Below are 23,422 nucleotides of genomic sequence, written 5' to 3'. Positions count from 1 at the left end.
AGAAAACTATAAATCGTTTTACCCTACCTTTGTTTTCGATTTTTTTTCTATTTTAACTCTATAAAAGCATTCATATGTCTAAAAAATCATTATGTAACGAGGAAGATTTTAATGAATTCTACAAAACTAATATTCAATTCGTTACAAACTTCTCATCTTATAAATCTAATGATAAAGATACTGCCCTAGATTTAATACAAGAAGCTTTTTTAAAAATGTGGGAAAAATGTTCAGAAATATCATATGAAAAAGCAAAATCATATTTATTTACCAGTGTAAACAACCTTTTTTTAAACAAATTGAAGCACGAAAAAGTTGTTTTAAATTATGCTAAAAACACTCCTTATTTAGATATAAATAATCAGAGTCCGGAGTATTTATTAGAAGAAGAAGAATTTAAAAACAAATTAAAAAATGCTATTGAAAACTTAACAGAAGCTGAGCGAGAAGTTTTTTTAATGAATAGAATAGATGGTAAAAAATATCGAGAAATTGCTGAGTTATTAGGTATCTCTCAAAAAGCTGTTGAAAAAAGAATGTCTTCAGCATTAAAAAAACTAAGATCTAAAATAGAATTATTGTAAGGGTAGGGAAATTTACTTCTTTATTGTCTAAAAGTTAGTTAAGCACAAAATGAAAGATGAACAATACATATTAAAATGGTTAAACGGAGAAATATCTGATGAAGAACTGTCTCTACTAAAACAAGATAAAAACTTTAAAAATCTTGAAAAAATAGCACATTATTCTTCACAAATAGAAACCCCTAAAGTGGATCTTGAAAAGGCTCTTAAAGAATTTGAATTGAGAAAAGTTGCTACTAAAAAAAGCAAGGTTGTTCCTTTAAACTACAAGAACTTTTATAAATATGCTGCCGCAGTTATTGTTTTACTAGTTTCTTCTTATTTCTTACTTTTCAATAATTCAGTAAACTTTAGTACGCAATATGCAGAAACAAAAACCTTTAACTTACCAGACGAATCTGAAGTGATTTTAAATGCAAATTCTACTGTATCTTTCAACAAAAAGGATTGGAAAAACAGTAGAGACATACAACTTAAAGGAGAAGCTTTTTTTAAAGTCAAAAAAGGAAAATCTTTTACCGTAAATACTTCTGTTGGAAAAATTACTGTTTTAGGAACCCAATTTAACGTTAAAGAAAGAAATAATTATTTTGAAGTAAAAACCTACGAAGGTTTAGTTAGTGTAAACTACAACAACTCACTAATTAAATTAGCTAAGGGGAAAATATTTAAGGTTATAAATGGTAAAATTGACACTTTAAATACTTTTAATATTAATAATAAATCTTGGTTACAAGATGAGTCTAATTTTAAAAGTACTCCTTTACAATTTGTGCTAGACGATTTACAAAACCAATATGGTTATGTTATAAAAACTAAGGGTGTTAATTTAGAACAACTTTATACAGGTGGTTTTACCCATAAAGACATAAATGTAGCTTTGCAAGCAGTTACAATTCCCTTACAATTATCATATAAAATAGAAGAAAAAAGAATCACTATTTACAAGAATGGTCAATAAAAAAACTACTTTTTTATTTCTCTTCCTATTTTCCTTTGCTATCAAGGCACAGGACATTATTACCAAAACTTTACTGAAAGATGTCTTAGTTGAAATTGAAAAAAAGCATCAGGTAACTTTTACTTATTCCGATAAGGATTTAGAAAATGTATACATTGCTAAACCTGATGATAGCTTATCATTATCTGAAACTATAAACTACTTAGAGTCTGTTACCATCTTTAATTTTAAAACTTTAGATAATCAGTTTATTACTGTATCATACTTGGAAAAGAAAATTCCTATTTGTGGAACGATAGTAGATAGTAACACACTTGATCCATTGGTTTTAGCTACTATTTTAGTTAACAATACTAATAATGGGACTACATCTGATGATAATGGTGAATTCAATATCAATTCAGTTCCTGCGAATGAAAACATTACTATTTCTTATGTCGGATACAAACCTGTTACACTACCAGCAAAAGATTTATTCTCTCAAAACTTATGTAAAGAAATACACCTAGAAAGTTTGTCAGAAGAGTTATCAGAAGTAATTATTCCTAACTTTTTAACTACTGGTCTTCAAAAAAACATTGATGGAAGTACTGTTTTAAAAACTAAAAAATTTGGAATCCTTCCAGGTTTAATAGAACCCGATATTTTAAAAACTATTAAAGTACTTCCTGGTGTAGAAAGTGTGAATGAAAGTGTATCGAACATCAATGTTCGAGGAGGGACAAACGATCAAAACTTAATGCTTTGGGATGGAATTAAAATGTATCACACAAGTCATTTTTTTGGTCTAATCTCTGCGTATAATCCGTATTTAACTGAAAAAGCTACAGTGACCAAAAATGGTACAAGTACAAAATTTAGCGATGGTGTTTCAAGTACTGTAAACATGCAAACAAACAACAAAATTACGGATACGTTTTCTGGAGGTGCTGGTTTTAATTTACTTAGTGCTGATGCTTTCGTGCAAGTTCCTATAGCTAAAAAATTAGGAATCCATGCCTCAGCAAGAAGATCTTACACTGATTTTTTTGACACCCCAACCTATGACAAGTACTTTAGTAGAAGCTTTCAAGAAAACTCCATAGCTTCCAACAAAGAAAATGAAACTTCAACTGATTTCTATTTTTATGATTATTCTTTTAAAGTATTGTACAATATAAATCAAAATCATTTATTAAGAGCGAACTTAATAAACATCAAAAATAACTTAGAGTACACAGAAGAATATGCAAGCGATGATTCAACAGTAGAAGAAAACAGCAATTTAAAACAAGAAAACATTGGAGCAAATATTAGTTGGAATGCCACTTGGTCACCTGACTTTTCTACAGAGTTCTCTACCTTTATTTCAAATTATAAAATAAACTCATCAGATTTCAATAAAGAAACAGATCAATTTCAAACTCAGTTCAACAATGTTTTAGAAACTGAAATTAAGTTTAGTACTAACCTTCGTTTTTCAGAGGCTTTTCAACTTACTAATGGTGTTGTTTTTAATGAAATAGGTGTTGCTAATAAAACAACAGTAAATGCTCCTACATACTCTAAATCTGTAAAAGAAGTTTTACTTAAATCTGCCCTTTTTTCTGAAGTAACTTATCGCAAAAACAATACGTATGCAAGAGTTGGTTTTCGTGCAAATTACTTTCACGATTTTAATAAACTTATCATAGAACCCAGAATTAACCTAAAACAACAACTTACTAATAGTTTATTTTTAAAATTAGAAGGAGAGTTTAAAAACCAAACAACTACACAAAAAATAGACTTTCAAGATAACTTTTTAGGTATTGAAAAAAGAAGATGGGTTTTGGCTGACGATGATAAAACTCCAATTATTAAAAGTAAGCAAGTTTCTTTTGGTGCTGAATACTCTAAAAATAATTTACAGATAGACATTACAGGGTTTTATAAGTTTGTTAATGGTATAACCGTTGCTAATCAAGGTTTTTACAACAATGTACAAACGCTGAATTCTATAGGAGAATACAAAGTAAAAGGCATTGAATTTTTAATTAACAAAAAAACTAAAAAATTTAGCAGCTGGTTGAGTTATACTTTTGCTAAAAACAACTATACTTTTAAAACCTTTACACCAGACACTTTTCCTAGTAGTTTAGATATTACACACTCTTTCAGTAGTGCTGTAAATTATAATATTACCAATAACATCAAGTTCTCTCTTGGGGGTATTTTGCGCTCAGGAACGCCATATACTAAACCTATAAAAGATCATGAAACAATACAAGACGGTAACAGAACTATAGTAAACTATGATAACCCTAACAAAGAAAGGCATACAAATTTCTTTAGAATTAATGCTTCAGGAAGCTATGATTTCAATCTTTCAGAAGACCTAAAGTCTACTATAAGAATTGGTTTCACCAATGTTACTAATAGAAAAAATATAATAAACACGTATTATGTTGTTGATGAAAACAACATAAACAATGCTAAGGAAATAAATACCTACTCATTACCCTTTACTCCTAATCTTAGCTTTAGAATCAATTTTTAAACACCATTAAAGGTTGACCTAATTTTTTAACATTGTTAACTCAAAAAAACGTCGTAACAATTTCTTAACTTTGCTTCTCGAAAAAATTGAATGTATGGGATTACAGTTGCAACAAATAGACAGAGTAGAAACCATTACTAAAGAAGACTTCATAGAAAAATACTTCAAGCCTCAAAAACCTGTAGTTATTGAGCGTTTTATTGAAGATTGGCCAGCATATTCCAAATGGTCTTTAAATTATATGAAAGAAGTAGCAGGTGACAAAACTGTTCCTTTATACGACGATAGGCCTGTGGACTATAAGGATGGTTTTAATGAGCCTCATGCAACCATGAAAATGAGTGAGTATGTAGATTTACTTAAACGTGAGCCTACTAAATTTAGAATTTTCTTATGGAATGTTTTAAAAGAAGTTCCACAACTACAAAAAGATTTCTCTTTTCCAGATTTTGGTTTACGTTTAATGAAAGGTTTACCAATGCTTTTTTTTGGAGGACGTGATTCGTATACATTTATGCACTACGATATTGATTTAGCAAATATTTTTCATTTTCATTTTGAAGGAAAGAAGAGATGTATTTTGTTTGATCAAAAACAAAATAAATTCTTGTATAAAATTCCTCATTCATTAATTACTCGTGAAGATATTGATTTTAACGATCCTGATTTTGAAAAATGGCCTGCACTTAAAAACGCTAAAGGTCATGTTGCTGAAATTGAGCATGGTAATGTATTATATATGCCTGAAGGATATTGGCACTATATGCGTTATTTAACTCCTGGTTTTTCAATGAGTTTACGTGCTATTGCTCGTAACCCTAAAAACTTAGGAAAAGCCGTTTACAATCTTTTTGTTATGCGTACGATAGATAATGTTATGCGCCGTATTAAAGGTCAAAAATGGATTGACTGGAAAAACGAACAAGCTGTTGTTAGAACAAATAAAGCAAATAATATTGCATCATAAAAAAAGCGCCGATTGGCGCTTTTCTTTTTTATCCTTATTTTCCAAAGAGTCTTTGAAAAAAACTTTTCGTTTTGGTTTTTGTTTCTTTAATTTCACCTTTTGCTTCTTCAGCAAAATCAACTGCATGTTCACTAACTTCTCCAACAACCTCAGAAGCTTTCTCTGTTAAATCAGATAACACTTCTTTAGCTTCATCAGCTAATTCGTTTGCTTTAACTTTAGCTTTTTGAACATTTTTATCAGAAACAATTTCTTCAACTTTTTCTTTTACATCTTCTACCATGTCTACTAAATGCTCACTTACTTCTCCAGCCAACTCACTTGCTTTTTCTGTTACGTTATCCATAACTTCTTTAGCTTTATCTAAGTTATCCTTTGTATTTTTATCATCAGACATAGTATAGAATATTAAAAAAGAATGTTTAGAACCAACCTTTTTGATTCACTTGATAAGTTTCTACAAACTCCTCATCAGATTTTGTTAAATACATAATTCCTTCTATTAAACCAATTATGCTACTTATAAAACCACCCATCCCACAAGTTAAGATAGTTATTAACAACATTATTACACCTTCTTTAGTATATCCTAACACAAATTTATGAACTCCAAAAACACCTAAAAGGATACCTAAAACACCTGCTAACACACGTTTACTTTCTTGATTAGGAACAGTATTCCCATTTTCATCAATTACATTCATTTTTTTATTTCTTTATTTATTAGACGGTGCTAAATTTATAAAAAAGCTTCGTCTTTTGGCTCCCATAGTTCAATTTTATTTCCATCTAAATCTACAACCCATCCAAACTTGCCATAATCGTACTCTTCTACCTTGTCCATAACAGTGACTCCTTTTTCTTTTAGTTCTTCTAGTAATTCTACTAAATTTTCTACTCGATAGTTAAACATAAAGTCTTTTTTAGAAGGTTCAAAGTAATTAGTGTCTTTACTAAACGGACTCCATTGTGTTGAAGCTTTTTTACCTTCATTATCTTTCCACCAAAAAGTACAACCCCAATCATCGGTATTAAAGCCCAAGTTGTTCTTATACCAATCTTTTGTTGCTTTAGTATCTTCGGTTTTAAAGAAAACTCCTCCTATTCCTATTACTCTACCTTTTTTCTTCATTCTATTTCTTTTTTATTACGGATTCATAAATATTTATCCATTCATCAACGGATATTTTTGTACATAGTTTCGCAACTAATTCATACGGAATATCATCCATCTTTTTAAAACGGATACAACTTTTACCCATATCTAGCTTTCTTTTAGAGTGTTTAGGATATTCTGCTACAAACCAATCGTGTAACTCTTTTTCAGCATAAATTCCACTATGATAAAGATTCACTGAGTTTTTTTGTGAAGCCAAATTTATAAAAGGCAAGGGGAGTTTTGGGTCACAATGGTAACCATTCGGGTATTTTGAGTGTGGAACATAATAACCAATCATATTATAATTGATTCCTTCTTCAAATCCTTTAGGTAAGTTTTTACGAATAACTGTCTGTAGTTTTTTTACTACTTCTTGCCTTTCATTTGGTAATTGACTAATGTATTCTTCTACTGTAGATGCTTCGTATTTCATGTTTCATGAATTTGAAGCTACAAGTTAACAAAATTTTGCTTTGATTTTATCTACAATAGTCTGTGCTAGTTTTTCTTTACTTTCTATAGTCCAACCTGCAACATGAGGAGAAAGCAACACATTTTCAGCATTAATTAAATACTTTAATGCTTTAGGCATTTCTTGATCTGTAAATAAGTTTTCAAAAGATTTTTTTTCATACTCCAATACATCTAATCCTGCTCCCAAAATTTTCTTTGATTCTAACGCCGTTACCAAATCTTTTGTAACTACTGATTTTCCTCTAGCTGTATTGAGTAGCCAAAAAGGGTTTATAAAACCACTAATAAACTTATCATTTACCATATTCAAAGTAAGTTCAGTTTGAGGGGTATGTAAACTCAGCACGTCAACTTTTTCTTGTAACTCTTTTAAAGAAACTTGTTTACAATTTTCATCACCAACATTTGGTTTAATATCATAACAAATTGTCTCTACATCGAAACCTCGGAGTTTTTTAGCAAAGGCTTTCCCCATGTTTCCGTAACCTATAATTCCAACTATTTTTCCATCTAGTTCAACACCTCTGTTTTCTTCACGAAGCCATTTTCCTTCTCTCACCTCTGTATCTGCCTTATTAAGCTTGTTAAATAAGGAAAGTAACATTCCCAACGCATGTTCTCCTACAGCGTTTCTATTCCCTTCTGGTGCTGAAATTAAGTGTATTCCTTTCTTTTCAGCATAATCACAGTCAATATTTTCTAAACCTGCTCCAACACGTCCTATAAACTTCAGGTTTGTCGCTTTATCTAAAAATAATTTATCAATAGTAAATCGACTACGGATGATAATTCCGTCATACTCGTGAATTTTGTCTTCAATTTCTGTTTTTGAAGAGGTATAATCTTCATAATTTTCAAAACCGAAATCCTTTAGTTGATTTATTAAAAGAGGGTGATTGGTGTCTAAATGAAGTATTTTCATTTTTAAAATATATTCTAAAACAAAAAAGTCTTCCTTAGGAAGACTTTTATATTAATACTGTTCTTCTTCGTTTGGAAAGTCTTGACTCTTTACATCTGTAATATACTGTTCAAATGCATTTGTCATTCCTGTATATAAATCTAAATATCTACGTAAAAAACGAGGATTGAACTCGTGTGTCATTCCTAACATATCATGAGTTACTAACACTTGCCCGTCTACTCCTGCTCCTGCTCCAATTCCTATAACTGGTATAGTTAAAGCTTCAGCTACTTTTTGAGCTAATTTAGCAGGTACTTTTTCAAGTACAAGTGCAAAACATCCTAATCTTTCTAACATTAAAGCATCTTTCATTAACTTTTCTGCCTCTTCTTCTTCTTTTGCTCTTACGGTGTAAGTTCCAAATTTATAAATAGATTGTGGTGTTAATCCTAAATGTCCCATTACAGGTATTCCTGCATTTAAAATTCTTTTAATAGAGTCTTTTACTTCTTTTCCTCCTTCTAATTTAATCGAATGCCCACCACTCTCTTTCATTATACGAATTGCAGAACGTAACGCTTCTTTTGGGTCTGATTGATAGCTACCAAAAGGTAAATCAACTACCACTAAACAACGATCAATTCCTCTTACCACTGAGCTTGCATGATAAATCATTTGATCTAATGTAATAGGTAATGTAGTTTCATGACCAGCCATTACATTTGATGCTGAATCACCTACTAAAATCACATCTATACCTGCACCGTCAACGATTTTTGCCATGGTATAGTCATAAGCTGTAAGCATTGAGATCTTCTCTCCATTTGCTTTCATTTCAACAAGAGATTTAGTGGTAATTCTTTTATATTGTTTTTTTGCTACTGACATTTCTTTTGTTTTATGGATTGTAAAAATACATAATTATTCAATGGTTTTATTTATTATAGACCTATAAGCGTTTCGTTTTTTACTTTTTTCAATCTCGTTAATCTTCTGTTAATTAAACTTTATCCGTTTATTTTTTTAATAGTTTTACCTAACTAAACCAAACTAACATGCAAAAAATATTTACTCTATTAATTGTTTTTGTCCTTTCAACAGTTGTTAGTGCGCAAGAAAACTCAGAAAAGAAAGCTATTAAAAATACTATTGAAAATTTTTTTGATGGATTACATAAAGGTGATAGTACACTTGTAAGTTCTACTCTTAACTCTGCGATTAATATTAAAACTACTTTTACAAATAAAGAGGGGGGAAATGTTTTAGTTACTGAAAGTAAGACTAAACTACTTACCAATATTGCTAATAAAAAACCTGAGCATGCCTGTTTAGAGAAATTATTGTCATGGGATATTAAAGTTGATGGTAATTTAGCTTCTGTTTGGACACCTTATGAGTTTTATTTAAATGGAAAGTTTAGTCATTGTGGGGCAAATTCTTTTCAACTTTTTAATAATAACGGAAAATGGGAAATCATTTATTTAGTTGACATGAGACGTAGAGGTAATTGTGAAGCTCTTAAACAATAGTTTTTATGAAAAAAATTGGGTTTCTATTTTTATTTATTTCTTGCTTTACTTTTGCACAAAGTCCTAAATTATTTCTACCTGAATTGTTTAATGGATTACCTAATGTTAGAGATTTTTCAATGAGTAAAAATGAAAATGAATTTTATTTTACTGTTGAAAGTTATTTAAAGGAGTACTCTTTTATTGCCTACTCAAAAAAAGTAAACAACAAATGGCAAAAACCTGAAGTTGTTAGTTTTTCAGGTCAATATAAAGACTTAGAACCTTTTTTATCTCCAGATGGGTTGAAGCTTTTCTTTGCTTCTAATAGAAAAAATAATGACTCTGGGGAGGTAAAGGAAGACATGGATATTTGGTATGTAACACGAAAGACTCTGTCTGATAATTGGTCTAACCCTATAAATATAGGCTCTACAATTAATACTTCTGCCAATGAATTCTACCCTTCAGTTACAGATAAAGGAGATTTATTTTTTACAGCAGAATATGAAAACTCTAAGGGTAAAGAAGATATTTATGTAAGTAGACTTATTAATGGTGTTTACACCAAACCTGTTTCCCTTGATGCTGGAGTAAATTCTGAAAAATATGAATTTAATGCCTTTGTTGCACCTGATGAAAGTTTTATAGTTTTTACTTCTTACGGTAGAAAAGATGATTTCGGGAGGGGTGATTTGTATATAAGTAGAAAAGGAGATAATAACGAATGGTTACCAGCGAAACACTTAACTAATATCAATTCAAAAAGATTAGATTATTGTCCTTTTGTAGATCTTGTAAATAATAAAATTTACTATACAACCAGTAAAAGTAAAATCTCAAATAAATTAAATGAAAAGAAAAATTTTAAAGAAATAATTGATTTTATTCAAAAAAATCCTAACGGACTAAGTAGGGTTTATGTTACTTATTTCACCAAAAAATAACTTATCTTTGATTTAATGAATCTAACAAATCCTTCAAATACTTTATTTCCTGATAAATGGGTAGACAATTACGCTGACTACTTGTTTAATTACGCTATTGTACGTGTAAACAATTCAAATATTGCTAAAGATTTGGTGCAGGAAACTTTTTTTGCAGGATTAAAATCAGCAAAGAATTTTGAAGGGAAGTCTACAGAACGAACATGGTTAGTTTCTATTTTAAAAAGAAAAATAATCGATTACTACCGAAAAATAAACTCAAAAAAAGGACAAGCTGAAGTACGAATGAGTTTTTATGATAGTGGAGAAAATGAAGGAGATTGGATTGAAGAACGAGTGCCACAAACCTGGGGTAACGATGCTGACAAGGATATTGAAAATGAAGAGTTAAAAAACCAACTAGATTGGTGTATTGATAACCTTCCTGAAAAGTATGCTATGGTATTTAAAATGAAAACCATACAACAGTTTGAAACTGAAGATATTTGTAAGGAGCTAAATATTTCTCCGTCAAACCTATGGGTTATCATTCATAGAGCAAGAACACAATTAAGAGGCTGTATGGAAAAAAATTGGTTTAATAAGTAAAAAAATAATGTTTAAATTTTTTAAAATTACATGTGATGAGGCCACAACCATTTGCGACAAAAGTCAATATGGAGAAGCTTCAGTATATGAAAAATTACAACTTAATTGGCATTTATTTGTATGTAAAGTATGTGCTTTATATTCTAAGCAAAACAGAAAAATGTCACAAATTTTAAAAGTAAAAACTAATAGCTGTAATAAAGATAAAATTTGCTTGTCAAGCAAAGACAAAGAAGAATTAAAAGAACAATTAAGCAAGCTTAATTAGACAATTTTGGTTTTTTTAAAAAAACCATTTTTTGATTTTTTGTTAGATTGAAACGGAATTTATTATAGTGATAAATTCCGTTTTTTTAATTTTGCACACTAAAAATGACTTATATGCACTTTTTACCTGAAGAATTAGATAATTATGTTGTTAAACACTCTCAAGCTGAACCCAAAATACTACAAGAACTAAGTAGAGAGACTTGGCAAAAAGTATTAAATCCTCGCATGTTAAGCGGAGCTTTTCAAGGAAGAGTTTTATCTATGATTTCAAAATTAATTCAACCTAAATCAATTTTAGAAATTGGCACCTATACAGGCTACTCTGCTTTATGTTTAGCAGAAGGGTTATCAAAAGAAGGAATGCTTTATACAGTCGATAAAAATGAAGAGTTAGAAGAACTTCAATACAAGTATTTTCAAAAGTCTGAATATAAAAACCAAATAACCCAATATGTTGGTAATGCTTTGGATATTATTCCTACTATTGATTCTAAATTCGATTTAGTATTTATAGACGCCGACAAGTCTAATTATGTAAATTACTTCCATTTAATCATTGAAAAAATGAATAAAGGTGGCGTTATTTTATCTGACAATGTCTTATGGAGTGGGAAAGTCGTTGAAGAACTAGACCCTAAAGATGTTGATACTAAAATTCTTTTAGAGTATAATAGACTTTTAAATGAAGATAGTCGCTTAGAAACCGTATTACTACCTATAAGAGACGGATTAACTATTAGTAGAGTTATTTAAAACAAAAAGCAAACCATATGGTTTGCTTTTTGTTTTTATTTATAATAGAGGCTTAATTATAAGTTAACCTTTCGACTACAAATAGTTCTTTTTCATAATCTTTAATAAAACTATCTATTTGTTCTTTTTGTATTCCTGGAACACATATAATATGCGCCATGTTATTTTCTGAGGCTAATTGATGTTTTTTACATAAAGCTTCTGAAGGTTTTTCTAAAACTACCGTTAATGCCTCATTATTTCTCCACGCGTTAACTCCTATTTCTTTTAACCTTCTCTCTGTATATGCTGCTAATTCTTGAGCCTTTTTTGTTCTTACAGCTAAACCTTCTTTCCCGTGCTTTTCTATAAAAGACCATAATAGTAATGGTGTTAATCCATTTCTAGAACCTGTTATTGTTGTATCTAAAGTTCCAACATACGAAACTGAGTTCACAATTCTATCTCTGTGTTTCCTTTTTGCCAAAACAATTCCACAAGGAATAGGCCCTCCAATAAATTTATGTCCTGATATAGAGATACTATCTATTCCTTCTGAAAAATCAAATTTTGGCTTTGGTTCAACAAAAGGAGCAATACATCCTAAAAAAGCCGCATCACAATGAATATAATAATCTTTAATAGCGTACTTTTTAATAATGCCTTTTATTTTATCTAAATCATCCACAGCTTCTGTCATTGTTGTACCGATATTTAAAAAGAAAACAGCTGGTTTATCTCTATGAAGCGTTATAAGACTTTCTAAATCATCATAATCAATTTCTCCATTCTCCTGACTTCTTACAACTATATTTTTTAAGTTTAACAAGTGTAGATTCTTTTTAACACTGTAATGTGTAGACTCACTATAATAAACTACTGGATTATTAAAACTTTCTCTTGCCAAATACAAACCATACAGGTTGCCTTCTGTTCCTCCATTGGTAATATAACCCCACACGTCTTTAGTTGAAGAAGATAAGATATCAGCAAAGAAACTAACAACTTCTCTTTCTATATCTTTTGTATCTATTGATAAGGTTGAAGGAGATTCTGGATCACCTACATTATTAATACATAAATTTAAAAAAGGTGCAAACTCACTGTAGTTAAAATCTTTTGCCAAAGGATAACCTAAAAAATTAGATGAAGCTTCACTAATTCTATCATAAACTTCTTTTATTCTACTCATATCTACCTATTTTAAACGTTATTGAATTACTTAACAAATATATTATTAAAGAATAAAAAACTATTTAATAAGGTTAAATAAAGAAAAATAAACTAAATTTATTCGATATAAAGTATTAAATACTTTTATAGAGTACTAAAGTAATTTAAAACAGAAAAACTTACCATGCACCAATTAGATGATGTAGATAAAAAGCTACTAGATGAGTTACAAAAAGACTGTAAACAATCAATAAAACAACTAGCTAGCAAAGTAAACCTATCCATTACTCCAACTCATGAACGTATTAAAAAAATGGAGGTTAATGGAATAATAGATAAATATGTTGCTCTATTAAATTTAGAAACTGTTGATAAAAGTTTAATTGTATATTGTCAAGTAACTCTTATAAAACATCAAGAAAGTGCTTTTAAAGAGTTTGAAAAGTATATGTCTAAAATTGAAGAAATTATAGAAGTTTCTTATATAGCTGGAGTTTATGACTTCTTGTTAAAAATTGTATTGAAAGATATGAATGAGTATCAAGATTTTGTATTAAAAAGACTATCACAATTAGAAGTTATTTCTAATATTCAAAGTTCATTTGTAATGAAACAGGTAAAAAACACTACAAAAATAAAGCTTAGATAATGTTTCTTATTATTGTAGCTTAACGACTTCTTTTTATTGGACCTGTGAAATCATCAATATTATCTTTAACATCGTTAATTTCATTATTTATATCCTTAACAAAGTCAGTATCTATCCCTTGATTTTTCGCACTATCATTAATCTCTTTTTTAATATCATTAGTAGCGTCTTTAATTTGACGTATACCTTTTCCAAGCCCTCTTGCTATTTCGGGTATTTTATCTGCCCCAAATAACATGACTACAATTAACAAGATTACAAAAATCTCAGGTCCTCCAATAAATAAAAATATTCCATTCATCACTGCAAAGATAATTAAATTCAATCTGGTATTCTTTACTGAATAAAAAAAAGCCAAACAATATTTGCTTGGCTTTTAATTTTTATAGCTAAAACGTATTAATCTGCAAGAATAATCGCTTTATTATCTTTCATTTCTATAGTTCCTGATTTGATTTTTAAAGTTAAAACTTTATCATCTTCTGGTAACCTTTCAATGCTTCCATGTAAATCATCAAAAACTAAATGATCTTGAGTATGTACATGTACTTTTACTTTTCCTTCTTTTAAAATAGACACAACTGGTGCGTGATTATTTAAAATTTGGAACTCTCCGTTTATACCTGGAACTACTACAGAGTCTACTTCTGATGAGAATAAAATAGCTTCTGGTGTTACGATCTCTAAAAACATAGTTTTATAGTATTGAGTATTGAATATTGAGTTTTTTAGAAGTACTCGCCTCTAAATTCTCATATATCATTACTGGGTTTATGCTTCAACTAACATTTTCTCTCCAGCATCAATTGCTTCTTGAATTGACCCTTTTAAGTTGAATGCTGCTTCAGGATATTTATCTAACTCACCATCCATAATCATATTAAATCCTTTGATCGTATCTTTAATATCTACTAACACTCCTTTTAAACCAGTAAACTGCTCAGCTACGTGGAATGGTTGAGATAAGAAACGTTGTACACGACGTGCTCTGTGAACTACTAATTTATCTTCTTCAGATAATTCTTCCATACCTAAAATTGCAATAATATCTTGTAATTCTTTATAACGTTGTAAAATTTCTTTTACTCTTTGTGCACAGTTATAATGTTCATCTCCTAAAATATCAGCAGTTAAAATTCTTGATGTAGAATCTAATGGATCTACCGCTGGGTAAATACCTAACTCTGCAATTTTACGAGATAATACAGTAGTTGCATCTAAGTGAGCAAACGTTGTTGCTGGTGCAGGGTCAGTTAAATCATCTGCAGGTACGTAAACCGCTTGTACAGATGTAATAGATCCTTTTTTAGTAGAAGTAATACGCTCCTGCATAGCTCCCATTTCAGTTGCTAATGTTGGTTGGTAACCTACCGCCGATGGCATACGACCTAATAATGCCGACACCTCAGAACCTGCTTGTGTAAAACGGAAGATATTATCAACAAAGAATAATACGTCTTTTCCTTGCGCTTCACCTGCTCCATCACGGAAATACTCAGCAATTGTTAATCCAGATAAAGCTACACGTGCACGTGCTCCTGGTGGCTCATTCATCTGACCAAATACGAATGTTGCTTTAGAACCTCTCATTCCAGGTTTATCTACTTTTGATAAATCCCATCCTCCTTCTTCCATAGAATGCATGAAATCATCACCATATTTGATAATTCCAGACTCTAACATCTCACGTAATAAGTCGTTTCCTTCACGAGTTCTTTCTCCAACTCCTGCAAATACAGATAAACCTCCGTGTCCTTTTGCAATGTTGTTAATTAACTCCTGAATTAATACTGTTTTTCCTACTCCTGCTCCTCCAAATAATCCAATCTTACCTCCTTTTGCATAAGGTTCAATTAAATCAATTACTTTAATTCCTGTAAATAATACTTCGGTAGAAGTTGATAAATCTTCAAATCTTGGTGCTTGACGGTGAATTGGTAAACCATCTTTACCTTCCTTAGGTAAATCTCCTAATCCATCAATTGCATCACCTGTTACATTAAATAAACGACCGTAAATATCGTTACCTATTGGCATTTGAATTGGGTTCCCAGTAGCGATTACTTCTGTACCTCTACTTAATCCATCAGTTGCATCCATAGATATTGTACGTACCGTATTTTCACCTATATGTTGTTGAACTTCTAAAACTAAAATAGAACCATCAGCTTTTTTAATTTCTAACGAGTCATAGATCTTTGGTAATTCAGCATTTCCTGTATTAAACTCAACATCGATTACTGGACCAATAATTTGAGAAACTTTACCTGTTATTGTAGACATTACTATATGTAATTAAAGTTATTTTATTTACTATATGAGTTTTAACTCATTTTTTCAAGGTGCAAAGGTAATTTTTTTAGTGGAATTTAAAAAACCTTTCGGGGTATTTTTCTATAAAAAAAAGCCTCACAAATGTGAGGCCTTTATTGATGTTATGATTGTAATTAAATTACTTTACTAATTTAATCTCAACACGTCTGTTTTCAGCTCTACCAGCTCTTGTTTTGTTATCAGCAATTGGGTAGTCTTCACCAAATCCAGCTGAAGTTAATCTTTTTGAGTCAACTCCACCTTTAGTGATTAAGTAATCTAAAACAGCTTTTGCTCTTTTTTCAGATAATCTTTGGTTTAAAGAGTTAGATCCTGAACTATCAGTATGCCCTTGGATGCTAAAGTTAGCTTTAGGGTATTCTTTCATAATTCCTGCGATTAAATCTAATTTACCAGTAACTCCTTTTCTAAATGAAGTCTTACCTGAGTTAAAGTAGATAGCTCTTGCGAACTCGTTTAATTTCTTAACAGCTTCTTCCTTGATTACTACTTCAGGACATCCGTTGTTAGATGCTACTCCTGCTTCATTTGGACACTTATCGTCTTTGTCTAATACTCCGTCTCCGTCAGTATCTGGCCAAGGACATCCGTTGTTAGCAGCTGGACCAGCAGTGTTAGGACACTTATCTTTTCCGTCTACAACACCGTCTCCATCAGCATCAGGACAACCGTTGTTAGCTTTAGTTCCTTTTTCAGTTGGACAAGCATCGTCTTTATCAGCAATACCATCACCATCACCATCAGGACAACCATTTAAAGCAGCTAAACCAGCAACTTCAGGACAAGCATCGTCAGAATCTTTGATTCCGTCTCCGTCAGTATCAGGACATCCGTTGAATTCTTTTAATCCAGCAACTTCAGGACAAGCATCATCTTTGTCATATACTCCGTCTCCGTCAGTATCTTTTCCTCCGAATTTAAATACTAAACCAATTGAGTGTTGGAAGTGATCTTTTACTTTATCAGCAAATTCTTTCTTTCCACCAGTTTGGAAGTTCATTCCTAAGTTGTCGTTAAACCAAACGTTGAATCCAGCACCAGCATTTAACATACCTTCACCTTGATCATCAATAGAAGTATAACCTCCACCAACATATACATAAGGATCCCACCAACCTGTATCACCTACTAAATTGTTTAAGTCATACTTAACATTAGCATCAATTGCCCAGTAAAGCATATCTGAATCATCCTCAGTAAAAACAGTTTCAATTTTATTTAACGATCCTGCTAATTGTAATGTAAAACCATCACTTAAGTATCTATCAACAGTTACTCTTGAAATTGATGGTAAGATATTCCAGTCACTAGTACCGATATAATCTTTAGCATAATCTCCAAATTCCGAAGGGATCCTAACGTCTACTGCGTTAACCCCGAAACCAACCGCCCAAGGGTTGTCTGAATCCTGTGCGCTAACGTTCACTGCAGCAAACGCAAATAAAGCCATCACAGCTAATTTTAATTGTTTCATTATTAAAAATTTAAATTAAAAGTTCGTTTATATATTACGCAAATGTAAGTTGTTCAAACTTATTTACAAAAACAAATCTACAAAAACTTACAATAAATGCAAGTTTTTGTACAAGATATTTATATCACTTTTAGCTCTTCCCCAACCTTGATAAATGCGTTTATTGCTCTATCTAAATGCTCTTTTTCATGAGCTGCAGATAACTGTACTCGAATTCTTGCCTGTTCTTTTGGCACTACCGGATAGAAAAAACCTATTACATAAATGCCTTCTTCTAACAACTTATTTGCCATATCTTGAGACAGCTTCGCATCATATAACATAACAGGTACTATTGCCGCATCAGCTCCAACTAAATCGAAACCTGCCTTTTCCATTTCAGTACGGAAATAGTTTGTATTCCATTCTAGCTTATCACGCAATGTTGTGTCATTTGATAATAAATCAAATACTTTTAACGAAGCGCCTACAATAGCTGGTGCTAATGAGTTTGAGAATAAATATGGACGTGAACGTTGACGTAAAATTTCAATAATCTCTTTTTTACCTGTAGTATATCCTCCCATAGCTCCTCCTAGAGCTTTACCCAAGGTTCCTGTAACAATATCAACACGATCCATTACATTTTTCAACTCTACTGTTCCTCTACCTGTCTTACCAATAAATCCAGCTGCATGGCATTCATCAACCATTACCATTGCATCGTATTTATCAGCTAGATCACAAATTCCATCTAACTTAGCTACGATTCCATCCATAGAAAAAACTCCGTCAGTTACAATAATTTTAAATCGGTGACCTTGTTTATTCGCCTCAATTAATTGCTCTTCCAAAGAAGCCATGTCATTATTATTGTATCGGTAACGTGCCGCTTTACACAAACGAACCCCGTCAATAATAGAAGCGTGATTTAAACTATCAGAAATTATCGCATCCTCTTTTGTTAATAATGGTTCGAAAACTCCTCCATTAGCATCGAAAGCTGCAGCATATAAAATAGTATCTTCAGTAGTATAAAAGTCTGCAATTTTTTGCTCTAATTCTTTGTGAATATCTTGCGTTCCACATATAAAACGCACAGAAGACATTCCAAAACCATGCGTATCCATGGTGTCTTTTGCTGCTTGAATTACTTCTGGATGATTTGATAACCCTAAATAATTATTTGCGCAAAAGTTAATTACCTCTTCTCCTGTAGATATTTTAATAACTGCATCTTGTGACGAAGTAATAATACGTTCAGATTTATATAATCCAGCATCTTTTATGTCCTGAATTTCTTGTTCTAATTGTTCTTTAATTTTTCCGTACATAATTTATGTTTGAAAGTTGTTTGCTATAAAAGCCCAAAGTTAGTTGTTAAACTTCTTCAACCAAAATTTCTTCGTCAATATATACTAGTATTTTTTTTAACACTTCAATGTTCATTGACTTTAATACTCGTTCATATTTTAACAGCTGTTGATGGTATGCTTTGGATGGTTTCCCTGTTTTATAATCTATTATTGTTGCTTTATTTTCTATATTAAAAACTAACCTATCAGGAATTACAATTTGATTGTCTACATCTACTATTTCTCTTTCATTAAACACTTTTACTTCCTCAGAAAAGTATTCTTTTAACTCTGAATGATTTACAATTCGTTGTATGTCTTTTATTACTTCGGATGATTTCTCTTGCGGCAACACTCCTTGTTGCTCATAACGATACACAACTTTTTCCACATCATCGTTAGTAATAATTTCTGCCATCATTTCATGAATCAAATTACCAAATTCAATAGCTTTTCCTTGTTCAGTATCCCACAATTTTGATGCACTTGCTAACATATGTATATTATGTTCTTTCCAAGGTGTAGATATAAAACCTTGTTGTATTTGGACTTGTGATATTTTTTCTTCTCGAACACTTACTCTTTCTTTATTTCCAAAGGAATATTCTAAAACCTCATCATTCCATTCATCTATTTTTTTTAAATAATTTATAAATACCCCAGAGTAGAAATTGGTATTTTCTTCTCCTTTAGACGAAATCTTCTTTTCCGTTACTATATATAATTGCTCAACTGCTCTAGTAAGGGCAACATATAGTAAGTTAAAATTATCTAACTCTAACTCTTCTCTTTGTTGTTGATAAATTTCCAAACCTCTATCGTTTACATAATTCAAGTCTTTATTGAATGGAACCAATAACTCTTTGAAGCCATCATAGTTTTCTGGTAATTCATTTAACCAAACTTTCGGATTCACTTGTCGATACACATCTAAATCGTACGGAAAAATAACCACAGGAAATTCCAGTCCTTTTGACTTATGAATAGTCATAACTTGTACTGCATTTCCGCTTTCTGGGGCTACAATACTTAGTTTATCTTTTTTTTCTGACCAGAAATCTAAAAACTCTTGAATACTTGTTCCTTTTCGTTGTTGTTCTAAAACTACATCTAAAAAGAACTGCACATAAGCATCTGAAGAAGTAATTAATTGGAATCCTCGGATAGTTTCTTCTATTTTTTCATAAAATGGTAACTGATGAAACATCGATAATTCAAAAGACGTTCCGTAGCTTTTTAATTCTTGAAAAAGTTTTTCGTTTGGTTGATGAATCAACTCAGCTATAAACGAGTGTTTATCTTCTACAACTTTTAAGTGATTATGTAAAAAATAAAGAACTTCTAAACAGGTTTCTTTATCTTTTGGATGTTGAATTACTTGTAAAACGTTTGCTATGAAATTAACCTTTGAACTATTTTCTAACAATAATGTTTCTGAAGAAATGATATCAACTCCATGTTCTGATAAATAATTGGCTACAGCAATTCCGTCTTTCTTTTTACGAACTAAAATACAAATCTCATTCAAAGAAAAATCTGTTTCTAAACTTTTAACAAGCTCTAAAATTTTCTTCGGATATTTAATTTTCTCTTCCTCCTTATCTTCTTTTTCTAGAAAAGATAGTGATACAAAACCTCCTTTTTTAGTGGTTATTAATTGTTTATTTCCTTCAATAAACAATTGTTTATACGATTCGTTTTGAAGAAACCTTGCTGTGTGTTGAAAAAACTGATTATTAAAATTGATTACCTCAGCATAACTCCTGAAATTGGTTTCTAAGGTTTTTATTTCCTTAGTAATTTGAAACGGATTATCTTTTGCTGATCCTAATCCTATAAATTGTTCTGACTTCCCTCCACGCCAACGATAAATTGCTTGTTTTCCATCACCTACCAATAATAGGTTGCTATTTTCTTGCGCCAATGCATTATCAATTAATGGAATTAGGTTTTGCCACTGCAAGGTTGATGTATCTTGCATTTCATCAATAAAATAATGCATAAATCGCTGCCCAATTCGTTCATAAATAAATGGTGCTGGCTGGTCTTTAATATTATCTGAAATCAAATGATTAAACTCAGCATTTAAGCGTAAATTATTTTCTTCTTTTAAGTGCGATAATTCTTGATTGATATTGTTTAAAACTGCTAACGGAATAATACTTTTCAATGCTAATTTATTCATTGAAAACTGTTGATATAGCTGTTCTGATTCTGTATACAATCTTAACAATTCTGGCAAAACTCCTTCAATGGCAGATTTTACATCTTCTGATTTTGACTTAGAATAAAAATTACTCTCTTCAATTCGTTCTCTTAATTTACTTTGATCAAAAAACTTTGCTTTTTCTGGGGTTTGAGCCAACGCTACAAAATGATTTGGCAACATCGATCGGTAAAAATCTTTATGATCTAACTGTACTCCTTTTATTGCCTGTAAACCTTCTTCTCCCAGCTCTTTAAAGCGACTAACAATTTGCTTTTGATGCTTTTGTAACTTGTTTTTAAGTGAAGTAAAATTGTTTAATTTCTTATCTGCTAGTTTTTTAAAGTGCTTTGTATCATCTTCATTCAGCAAAATTTTAGCAAATTCATTGAGTTCACGAGAAATATCCCACGACTTATCATCATCAGCTTTATCTAAAGAAAAATCAATCAGTAATTTAGTTAACGCCTCATCACTTCCTATTTTAGAAATCAATACATCTACAGCCTCATTTAACAAAGAAACTGCATCCATTTCCACTTCAAAATTAAGTGGTAACCCTAAATCATAAGCAAAGCTTTTTATAATTTTATGGGTAAAACTATCAATAGTAGTAATTGAAAATGCAGAATAATTTCGAAGAATTTCATCCAGTATTTTTTTACTTCGATCTTTTACAACAGTTCTATCAAGCAATGTTTCTTCTAAAATAATCTCTAGCAAATCATTTGTTTCTCCTTCTGCAAAAGCCTGTAAGTTATCTAATACACGCTCTTTCATTTCTCCTGCAGCTTTATTGGTAAATGTAATTGCCAATATTTTTTGAAAGCGAAAAATATCTTCGGATTGTAATAAAACTTTCAGATACTCCTTTACCAGAGTAAATGTTTTACCACTTCCCGCAGAAGCATTGTATACTTGAAAAATGGATGGTTGCTGCACTAGTTAAATTTTATGCAAAATACAAAAAGCTAAACAGGATTTGTTTAGCTTTTTAAGTTTATTCTTATTTAGTTCCTATCCTAAACCAACATCTAACGACATCATTACAATAAACCCTCCAATGAAGCCTAGAGTTGCGATATCAGTATATTTATCTCGTTGTGTTTCTGGAATTACTTCTTCAACTACTACAAAAATCATTGCTCCTGCTGCAAACGCTAATGCGTAAGGTAAAATCGGTGTGAAAAAAGATACTGCTACAGCTCCTAAAACAGCTGCCATAGGCTCTACAATAGCTGACAATTGTCCGTACCAAAAACTTTTAAAACGACCTACTCCTTGTCTCCTTAAGGGCATTGCAACTGCAAATCCTTCTGGGAAATTTTGAATTCCAATACCAATAGCTAATGAAATAGCAGCGATAATCATTTCGGTTTGTTCTACTCCTACCATTGTAGAAGCCGCCCCAAACAACACTCCAACTGCTAAACCTTCTGGGATATTATGTAAGGTAATTGCCAACACTAATAAGGTTGTTTTGTGCCAACTTGTTTTTACACCTTCAACTTCATGCTCTTTAAAATTAATATGTAAGTGCGGTAATATTTTATCCATACCAAACAACGCTACAGCCCCCAAAGCAAAACCTATTGCTGAAGGAAGCACCTTTACAAATCCTTCTCCTGGACTGTTATCAATTGCCGGTGCTAATAAACTCCAAAAACTTGCCGCAACCATAACTCCCCCTGTAAAACCTAGCATTCCATCTAAAACAGCTCGGTTCATTTTTTTGAAAAAGAACACTAAACTTGCTCCTAAGGCAGTTAAACCCCATGTAAAAAGGGATGCATATAAAGCTGCTTGAATTGGGTGCTCTTTTCCAAAAGCTACTAATTGATCAAATGTATTCATATGGTTTTCTATAATTTTTTAATGTTTTTTTGCAGATATAAATTACTTGCTATTTTATTGGACACAGAAAGTATTTTCCCTTCCATCTCTATCATTAAAGACCCATCAAAAGGTTCTTTTTCTATAATTTTTATCTGTTTTCCTAAAGCGATTCCTTGTTTATCTAAAAAACGTAGAAATTCTGACGAACTATCATCAACACCAACACAAACTCCTACTTCATTTTTCTTTAAAGTAGACAACAAACTTTTTTCTATTATTTGCAAGTTTCCTTCTTTATCTGGAATAGGGTCTCCATGTGGATCTCTTTTTGGATAACCTAAAAAAGCATCTAGTTCATTAATCAATTTTGGAGATTTAATATGTTCTAACTGCTCTGCTACTTCGTGTACTTCATCCCAAGAAAAATTTAATTTGTCTACTAAGAAAACTTCCCATAATCGATGTTTACGAACAATATTCGCAGCTATTTTTTTTCCAAAATCGGTTAATGTCACTCCTTGGTACTTTTTATAGCTCACCACATCTTTCTCTGATAGTTTTTTAACCATATCTGTTACCGAAGATGCTTTTGTATCTAACTTTTTTGCAATCGCATTCGTGCTGATTCCTTTTTTATAATCAGCAGCCAAATGATACATTGTTTTTATATAATTTTCTTCAGACTGACTAAACATCACTATTTTTTTAGGTATGCAAATATATAGTTTTTGATTTAATTAAACATATTTTTAGCCAAGACTAAAAATTAATTTATATTTGCATAAATTTTTAATTCAAAAAGCT

25 protein-coding genes are annotated in these 23,422 nt (G+C 31.0%); 10 read left to right on the top strand and 15 right to left on the bottom strand.

Going from position 1 to position 23,422, the window contains the following annotated elements:
• Positions 1-74: 74 nt before the first annotated feature.
• The 4 genes from ACQYZ7_RS04065 (at position 75) to ACQYZ7_RS04050 (ending at position 5,030) form a co-directional block, all read left to right on the top strand.
• Complete coding sequence (locus tag ACQYZ7_RS04065) at positions 75-584, top strand: RNA polymerase sigma factor (protein ID WP_430728503.1); 510 nt, start codon at positions 75-77, stop codon at positions 582-584.
• Between the two features lie 49 nt (positions 585-633).
• Positions 634-1,545: a FecR family protein gene (locus ACQYZ7_RS04060; protein ID WP_430728502.1), complete on the top strand. Its 912-nt coding sequence runs from the start codon at positions 634-636 to the stop codon at positions 1,543-1,545.
• Positions 1,535-4,063 (top strand): TonB-dependent receptor, encoded by a 2,529-nt coding sequence (locus tag ACQYZ7_RS04055; protein WP_430728501.1) that lies wholly within the window; start codon positions 1,535-1,537, stop codon positions 4,061-4,063. The genes ACQYZ7_RS04060 and ACQYZ7_RS04055 overlap by 11 nt, the downstream gene beginning before the upstream one ends.
• Before the next feature lie 94 nt (positions 4,064-4,157).
• On the top strand, positions 4,158-5,030 hold the full coding sequence (locus tag ACQYZ7_RS04050) for a cupin-like domain-containing protein (protein WP_430728500.1): 873 nt from the start codon (positions 4,158-4,160) through the stop codon (positions 5,028-5,030).
• 34 nt (positions 5,031-5,064) lie between these two features.
• On the opposite strand, the gene ACQYZ7_RS04045 is transcribed toward ACQYZ7_RS04050, so the two are convergent.
• The 6 genes from ACQYZ7_RS04045 to panB are packed head-to-tail and all read right to left on the bottom strand — an operon-like array spanning position 5,065 to position 8,455.
• Entirely contained in the window at positions 5,065-5,427 is a 363-nt protein-coding gene (locus ACQYZ7_RS04045; RefSeq protein ID WP_430728499.1) for a hypothetical protein, read from the bottom strand.
• Between the two features lie 25 nt (positions 5,428-5,452).
• Positions 5,453-5,734, bottom strand: a complete 282-nt coding sequence (locus tag ACQYZ7_RS04040) for a TM2 domain-containing protein (RefSeq protein ID WP_430728498.1) — start codon at positions 5,732-5,734, stop codon at positions 5,453-5,455.
• Positions 5,735-5,769: 35 nt separating this feature from the next.
• Positions 5,770-6,162 (bottom strand): VOC family protein, encoded by a 393-nt coding sequence (locus tag ACQYZ7_RS04035; protein WP_430728497.1) that lies wholly within the window; start codon positions 6,160-6,162, stop codon positions 5,770-5,772.
• 1 nt (position 6,163) lies between these two features.
• Positions 6,164-6,622, bottom strand: coding sequence for a DUF1801 domain-containing protein (locus ACQYZ7_RS04030; protein WP_430728496.1), 459 nt, complete (start codon positions 6,620-6,622; stop codon positions 6,164-6,166).
• Positions 6,623-6,646: 24 nt separating this feature from the next.
• Positions 6,647-7,585, bottom strand: coding sequence for a 2-hydroxyacid dehydrogenase (locus ACQYZ7_RS04025; protein WP_430728495.1), 939 nt, complete (start codon positions 7,583-7,585; stop codon positions 6,647-6,649).
• 51 nt (positions 7,586-7,636) lie between these two features.
• Positions 7,637-8,455 (bottom strand): 3-methyl-2-oxobutanoate hydroxymethyltransferase, encoded by an 819-nt coding sequence (gene panB, locus ACQYZ7_RS04020; RefSeq protein WP_430728494.1) that lies wholly within the window; start codon positions 8,453-8,455, stop codon positions 7,637-7,639.
• A 167-nt stretch (positions 8,456-8,622) separates the two neighbouring features.
• Here panB and ACQYZ7_RS04015 point away from each other — a divergent pair, with 167 nt between their 5' ends.
• The 5 genes from ACQYZ7_RS04015 to ACQYZ7_RS03995 all read left to right on the top strand — a co-directional run bounded on the left by ACQYZ7_RS04015 (position 8,623) and on the right by ACQYZ7_RS03995 (position 11,633).
• Complete coding sequence (locus ACQYZ7_RS04015) at positions 8,623-9,096, top strand: nuclear transport factor 2 family protein (protein ID WP_430728493.1); 474 nt, start codon at positions 8,623-8,625, stop codon at positions 9,094-9,096.
• A gap of 5 nt (positions 9,097-9,101) precedes the next feature.
• Positions 9,102-10,022: a TolB family protein gene (locus ACQYZ7_RS04010; protein ID WP_430728492.1), complete on the top strand. Its 921-nt coding sequence runs from the start codon at positions 9,102-9,104 to the stop codon at positions 10,020-10,022.
• A gap of 15 nt (positions 10,023-10,037) precedes the next feature.
• Positions 10,038-10,610: a sigma-70 family RNA polymerase sigma factor gene (locus ACQYZ7_RS04005; RefSeq protein WP_430728491.1), complete on the top strand. Its 573-nt coding sequence runs from the start codon at positions 10,038-10,040 to the stop codon at positions 10,608-10,610.
• 7 nt (positions 10,611-10,617) lie between these two features.
• On the top strand, positions 10,618-10,878 hold the full coding sequence (locus ACQYZ7_RS04000; RefSeq protein ID WP_430728490.1) for a hypothetical protein: 261 nt from the start codon (positions 10,618-10,620) through the stop codon (positions 10,876-10,878).
• A 113-nt stretch (positions 10,879-10,991) separates the two neighbouring features.
• Positions 10,992-11,633, top strand: a complete 642-nt coding sequence (locus ACQYZ7_RS03995) for an O-methyltransferase (RefSeq protein WP_430728489.1) — start codon at positions 10,992-10,994, stop codon at positions 11,631-11,633.
• Positions 11,634-11,685: 52 nt separating this feature from the next.
• On the opposite strand, the gene ACQYZ7_RS03990 is transcribed toward ACQYZ7_RS03995, so the two are convergent.
• Positions 11,686-12,804, bottom strand: coding sequence for a histidine decarboxylase (locus ACQYZ7_RS03990; protein WP_430728488.1), 1,119 nt, complete (start codon positions 12,802-12,804; stop codon positions 11,686-11,688).
• A gap of 165 nt (positions 12,805-12,969) precedes the next feature.
• Here ACQYZ7_RS03990 and ACQYZ7_RS03985 point away from each other — a divergent pair, with 165 nt between their 5' ends.
• The gene (locus ACQYZ7_RS03985) at positions 12,970-13,434 is read left to right on the top strand and encodes an Lrp/AsnC family transcriptional regulator (RefSeq protein WP_430728487.1); all 465 of its coding nucleotides are present in this window, start codon (positions 12,970-12,972) and stop codon (positions 13,432-13,434) included.
• Positions 13,435-13,453: 19 nt separating this feature from the next.
• On the opposite strand, the gene ACQYZ7_RS03980 is transcribed toward ACQYZ7_RS03985, so the two are convergent.
• The 8 genes from ACQYZ7_RS03980 to ACQYZ7_RS03945 all read right to left on the bottom strand — a co-directional run bounded on the left by ACQYZ7_RS03980 (position 13,454) and on the right by ACQYZ7_RS03945 (position 23,313).
• Positions 13,454-13,735, bottom strand: coding sequence for a Sec-independent protein translocase subunit TatA/TatB (locus tag ACQYZ7_RS03980; RefSeq protein WP_430728872.1), 282 nt, complete (start codon positions 13,733-13,735; stop codon positions 13,454-13,456).
• 98 nt (positions 13,736-13,833) lie between these two features.
• Positions 13,834-14,127 (bottom strand): FoF1 ATP synthase subunit delta/epsilon, encoded by a 294-nt coding sequence (locus ACQYZ7_RS03975; RefSeq protein WP_430728486.1) that lies wholly within the window; start codon positions 14,125-14,127, stop codon positions 13,834-13,836.
• Between the two features lie 78 nt (positions 14,128-14,205).
• On the bottom strand, positions 14,206-15,717 hold the full coding sequence (atpD, locus tag ACQYZ7_RS03970; protein WP_430728485.1) for a F0F1 ATP synthase subunit beta: 1,512 nt from the start codon (positions 15,715-15,717) through the stop codon (positions 14,206-14,208).
• A 169-nt stretch (positions 15,718-15,886) separates the two neighbouring features.
• Positions 15,887-17,242 (bottom strand): OmpA family protein, encoded by a 1,356-nt coding sequence (locus ACQYZ7_RS03965; RefSeq protein ID WP_430728484.1) that lies wholly within the window; start codon positions 17,240-17,242, stop codon positions 15,887-15,889.
• Between the two features lie 119 nt (positions 17,243-17,361).
• Positions 17,362-18,555 carry a glycine C-acetyltransferase gene (kbl, locus tag ACQYZ7_RS03960; protein ID WP_430728483.1) on the bottom strand — a complete coding sequence of 398 codons (1,194 nt, stop codon included), beginning with the start codon at positions 18,553-18,555 and terminating at the stop codon, positions 17,362-17,364.
• Positions 18,556-18,601: 46 nt separating this feature from the next.
• A complete protein-coding gene (locus tag ACQYZ7_RS03955) occupies positions 18,602-21,724 on the bottom strand; it encodes a UvrD-helicase domain-containing protein (RefSeq protein ID WP_430728482.1) in 3,123 nt (1,040 codons plus the stop codon).
• 75 nt (positions 21,725-21,799) lie between these two features.
• The gene (locus tag ACQYZ7_RS03950; protein ID WP_430728481.1) at positions 21,800-22,636 is read right to left on the bottom strand and encodes a ZIP family metal transporter; all 837 of its coding nucleotides are present in this window, start codon (positions 22,634-22,636) and stop codon (positions 21,800-21,802) included.
• An 8-nt stretch (positions 22,637-22,644) separates the two neighbouring features.
• Positions 22,645-23,313, bottom strand: coding sequence for a metal-dependent transcriptional regulator (locus tag ACQYZ7_RS03945; protein ID WP_430728480.1), 669 nt, complete (start codon positions 23,311-23,313; stop codon positions 22,645-22,647).
• Between the last annotated feature and the right edge of the window lie 109 nt (positions 23,314-23,422).

Source organism: Tenacibaculum sp. SDUM215027 (genome assembly GCF_050566205.1).
GTDB lineage: Bacteria > Bacteroidota > Bacteroidia > Flavobacteriales > Flavobacteriaceae > Polaribacter.
This window is presented reverse-complemented; position numbering and strand designations above follow the sequence as displayed.

What these genes read in the sequence shown, in the direction of transcription:
- ACQYZ7_RS04045 (WP_430728499.1), bottom strand. Translation starts at nt 5,427, where the DNA reads ATGTCTGATGATAAAAATACAAAGGATAACTTAGATAAAGCTAAAGAA.
- ACQYZ7_RS04040 (WP_430728498.1), bottom strand. Translation starts at nt 5,734, where the DNA reads ATGAATGTAATTGATGAAAATGGGAATACTGTTCCTAATCAAGAAAGT.
- atpD (WP_430728485.1), bottom strand. Translation starts at nt 15,717, where the DNA reads ATGTCTACAATAACAGGTAAAGTTTCTCAAATTATTGGTCCAGTAATC.
- ACQYZ7_RS04030 (WP_430728496.1), bottom strand. Translation starts at nt 6,622, where the DNA reads ATGAAATACGAAGCATCTACAGTAGAAGAATACATTAGTCAATTACCA.
- ACQYZ7_RS03995 (WP_430728489.1), top strand. Translation starts at nt 10,992, where the DNA reads ATGCACTTTTTACCTGAAGAATTAGATAATTATGTTGTTAAACACTCT.
- ACQYZ7_RS03980 (WP_430728872.1), bottom strand. Translation starts at nt 13,735, where the DNA reads ATGAATGGAATATTTTTATTTATTGGAGGACCTGAGATTTTTGTAATC.
- ACQYZ7_RS04000 (WP_430728490.1), top strand. Translation starts at nt 10,618, where the DNA reads ATGTTTAAATTTTTTAAAATTACATGTGATGAGGCCACAACCATTTGC.
- ACQYZ7_RS04055 (WP_430728501.1), top strand. Translation starts at nt 1,535, where the DNA reads ATGGTCAATAAAAAAACTACTTTTTTATTTCTCTTCCTATTTTCCTTT.
- ACQYZ7_RS03945 (WP_430728480.1), bottom strand. Translation starts at nt 23,313, where the DNA reads ATGTTTAGTCAGTCTGAAGAAAATTATATAAAAACAATGTATCATTTG.
- ACQYZ7_RS03950 (WP_430728481.1), bottom strand. Translation starts at nt 22,636, where the DNA reads ATGAATACATTTGATCAATTAGTAGCTTTTGGAAAAGAGCACCCAATT.
- kbl (WP_430728483.1), bottom strand. Translation starts at nt 18,555, where the DNA reads ATGTACGGAAAAATTAAAGAACAATTAGAACAAGAAATTCAGGACATA.
- ACQYZ7_RS03985 (WP_430728487.1), top strand. Translation starts at nt 12,970, where the DNA reads ATGCACCAATTAGATGATGTAGATAAAAAGCTACTAGATGAGTTACAA.
- ACQYZ7_RS03990 (WP_430728488.1), bottom strand. Translation starts at nt 12,804, where the DNA reads ATGAGTAGAATAAAAGAAGTTTATGATAGAATTAGTGAAGCTTCATCT.
- ACQYZ7_RS04025 (WP_430728495.1), bottom strand. Translation starts at nt 7,585, where the DNA reads ATGAAAATACTTCATTTAGACACCAATCACCCTCTTTTAATAAATCAA.
- ACQYZ7_RS04050 (WP_430728500.1), top strand. Translation starts at nt 4,158, where the DNA reads ATGGGATTACAGTTGCAACAAATAGACAGAGTAGAAACCATTACTAAA.
- ACQYZ7_RS03975 (WP_430728486.1), bottom strand. Translation starts at nt 14,127, where the DNA reads ATGTTTTTAGAGATCGTAACACCAGAAGCTATTTTATTCTCATCAGAA.
- ACQYZ7_RS04010 (WP_430728492.1), top strand. Translation starts at nt 9,102, where the DNA reads ATGAAAAAAATTGGGTTTCTATTTTTATTTATTTCTTGCTTTACTTTT.
- panB (WP_430728494.1), bottom strand. Translation starts at nt 8,455, where the DNA reads ATGTCAGTAGCAAAAAAACAATATAAAAGAATTACCACTAAATCTCTT.
- ACQYZ7_RS04005 (WP_430728491.1), top strand. Translation starts at nt 10,038, where the DNA reads ATGAATCTAACAAATCCTTCAAATACTTTATTTCCTGATAAATGGGTA.
- ACQYZ7_RS04060 (WP_430728502.1), top strand. Translation starts at nt 634, where the DNA reads ATGAAAGATGAACAATACATATTAAAATGGTTAAACGGAGAAATATCT.
- ACQYZ7_RS03965 (WP_430728484.1), bottom strand. Translation starts at nt 17,242, where the DNA reads ATGAAACAATTAAAATTAGCTGTGATGGCTTTATTTGCGTTTGCTGCA.
- ACQYZ7_RS04065 (WP_430728503.1), top strand. Translation starts at nt 75, where the DNA reads ATGTCTAAAAAATCATTATGTAACGAGGAAGATTTTAATGAATTCTAC.
- ACQYZ7_RS04035 (WP_430728497.1), bottom strand. Translation starts at nt 6,162, where the DNA reads ATGAAGAAAAAAGGTAGAGTAATAGGAATAGGAGGAGTTTTCTTTAAA.
- ACQYZ7_RS04015 (WP_430728493.1), top strand. Translation starts at nt 8,623, where the DNA reads ATGCAAAAAATATTTACTCTATTAATTGTTTTTGTCCTTTCAACAGTT.